This is a genomic window from uncultured Salegentibacter sp., from assembly GCF_963972535.1.
Classification (GTDB): domain Bacteria; phylum Bacteroidota; class Bacteroidia; order Flavobacteriales; family Flavobacteriaceae; genus Salegentibacter.
The window spans coordinates 1-3,003 of the sequence record NZ_CAXAVR010000187.1 but is presented as its reverse complement, the minus strand read 5'-3'; the positions used below and the strand labels follow the sequence as shown (position 1 = coordinate 3,003).

2 protein-coding genes are annotated in these 3,003 nt (G+C 37.0%); both read right to left on the bottom strand.

Annotated features, from left to right (window positions below; translation table 11 throughout):
- Window positions 1-857, bottom strand: an 857-nt coding sequence (locus AACZ30_RS13615) for an MMPL family transporter (RefSeq protein WP_339650054.1), incomplete at its 3' end; no start/stop codon positions are given.
- Between the two features lie 78 nt (window positions 858-935).
- Window positions 936-3,003: DUF5686 family protein (locus AACZ30_RS13610; protein WP_339650052.1), on the bottom strand; the 2,068-nt coding region annotated here is incomplete at its 5' end.

The following is a 3,003-nucleotide window of genomic DNA, read 5'->3' as shown; positions in this document are numbered from 1 at the left end:
ATAAGCGCAGTAAGTACCGTGATTTCATAATTAAACAAGCCTATTACCCCAAAGGCCCACATTACCCCAATGCAAACCGTAATCATAGAAATAATCGTGGCTCGAATTGACCTGAAAAAGAAGAAAAATATAAGCGAAGTTACCCCAAGTGCTGCGAGAATAAATAGCCCTATTTCATCAATTATATTCTGGGAATTCAGGGTTCTTATGTAAGGCATTCCAGAGACTTTTACGTCTATGCCTGTTTTTTCTTCAAAATTAGCAATAAGGGGTTGCAGCTCATCTATAACAAAGGTTTTCCGTTCTTTAGAATTAACGATCTCTTTATTTAAATAAATAGCCGATTGTAAAGTGTTGGAATGTGAACTATAGACCAGGTTTTCATAAAATGGTAACTCATTGTAAAGTTGATCCTGATATTGCTGAAGTTCTTCTTCGGTAGGATTATCTTCGGTAATAAAAGGCACCATCTCAAATCGGCTGGGATCTTCAAACTTTTTTAATTGCTGAAGATTACTAACCGAAATTGCATAATCTACCGCAGGGTAGGCTTCTAATGTTTTGGTAAGTTCTTTCCACGCTTCAAAATTTTCCGGTTTAAAGAGGGTAGAATCTTTTACGCCAAGCAAAACCAAATTCCCTTCCTCTCCAAATTTATCCAGAAACTCATTATAGGCAATATTGTCTTCGTGATCGTCTGGTAAAAGGTTGGCTTCAGTATAAGAAAAACGCATATTTTTCCACTGTGTGGAAAGAAATACCGTAGTGGCGATAATAAGTAAAAGTATAATAATCCTGTTCCGCAAAATTAATCGCGCAATTGAGTTCCAGAATCCGAAACTAAAAATCTTGGCCATGGGAAGTTTTTAAGCGAGCGCAAAGGTATAAAAAGGAAGCCTATTTAATGCTGTTTAAACTCCTAAAGTAGCTCAGGATTAAATATCTAAATGAAAAGTGAATTTAAATGCGAAATTTTCATCAAAAGTAGGCAAACTATAGGGGCCATAGCGGTAGGCCGCTCCCAGGCCAAAACCTACAAGTATTTTTTGAAGTTCTATTCCAAATTCATGATAACCCTGTTCTAAACTTTTAAACGGAATACTATGCCTTTCGGGATGGCTAATATCCCCAATGGCGTGGCGGGAAATAAATACAAGTTCTGGCTGAATTAATCTGTGAATATTTATGGGTCTTAATTGATGTTTTATATGTAACATAGCCTGCTTATCGCTAAAAAACTCGTTATATATCATGGTTTCAAAACTGCGTCTTCCTGCTACTGAAAACCGCCTGAGGATGCCATTGCGCCTGGGGCTGTTTGGCAGCGAATGAAATAAATGCGTAAGCGGAACTTCCCCTGTGGCATAATTGCCTTCCAGGATAATTTCGGTTCGGGATTGGTTAAGTCTTTTTATTTCGTGTTCTACCAAAAGTCCAAATTTGGTGTAATCAAAATCGCTTCCGCCAATTCCGGAAATTCCTTTAGTGATTTGGCCCGTAAACTTGGGGTAACCTTTTTCTATTAATTTGGTAGCAATTGGTGTTTTTAGAAATTTAGCAAATGGCCTCCATAAAAATGAAAATGTAGCTTCAGAAAGCGTGTATTCAGAAAATTCCTGGTCGTTTAGCAAAAAGCTGTAATCGCGAATTTGATAAATATCGCTTTTAGACAACCGAAGTTCAGTTTTAAAATTAGACCCGAATCTATGAGTTAAACCACTGCTTAACGTGCGATGTTCGTAGAAAAAATTGATATTTACAAAGCGCGGTTCTATAATAGAAAAATCGTTTTTGCCCTGTAGATAATTAAAACTTCCGGTTTCAACAATATCGCGGGTGTAGTTGAATTTAAGATCGGTTTCGGTAGCTTTATTTAAATGAATTGAGGTCCCCAGATTATACTTAAATACTTCATCTTTGGTACCATAAACCAGGTAGCCGTTTAAACTAAATTTTTTAGATAATTGTTCATTGGTCTTCCCGCCAAATCCCAGGCGAATGCCTTCGTAGTTATTAAATTTAAAGAATTTGCCAAGATCAAAATCCCAAAATCCCACCGGATAATAACCGGTTGCAATCGATTTTTGAAAGCTTATTTTTTCTTCAACTTCTTTTTCCTTAATAAGTCTTTCTGCTCGTTGGCGACTTAGCTTGTTTTGTGTGCTTAAAATTTCGGTTCTGTTTTCTTTCCAAAAATTATCTTCCCGGGAATTCGCATCAGCCTTAACCAAAATTTCAGCTGATGTTTCTAACCTTCCCTCAGAATTCAGCTGAATATCAAAATTAGTGCTGGTTACATTTAAAAACAGGTTGGGATCACCTCTTCCCGGGGCAAGAATATTATTTAGAATAGATTCTTTTTTCTGAAGTGTTCCTGCAGAAATCACTCCGCCAAAAACCGAAATCGCCTGGTCCCCATTTCCTGGTCTAATGGTGATTTTTTGCGTTTTTGGAAACCATAAATTTTCGTCGGGGAAATATTCGTATTCCTGATCTATTTCTAGTTTTATGGCGCCCAAAAGCTGGGCTTTTGCCTGCTGTATGGCGTATGTTTTGGTATCTAAATAAAGCACGCCTTCTAAGCCCGCAACGGCACGTTGCCTTTTAGGTTTAAAATAAATTACATAAGCCGGGCGGGAAGTTGTAGTGGTATCTAAAATTTTAAACGAATAATTTCTGAAAGCAGAATTTTGCAAGGGCGCGGCATAATCGGTTTCAAAAATTCTAAAATCTTTATCGTAGAGTGAAAATGGATTTACCGAAAGCGATAAAATCTCGTACACCGGTTCTTCAAATCCGGCGGTTTGTAAAGCCTGAACTTCTTCTTTTAAACCTTCTGCCTTGGAAAAATAAAATCTTGAAACTTTTTCTGAAAAATAACTTGCAGCCGAATTTATTATGGTACCAATTTCGAGATTGGTGCTATCGCTCGCCATTTCCAATGTGGCGGTTTCATTGTCTACAATAAATTTATTATAGTTTTTAAAATTGAATTTTTGCAGT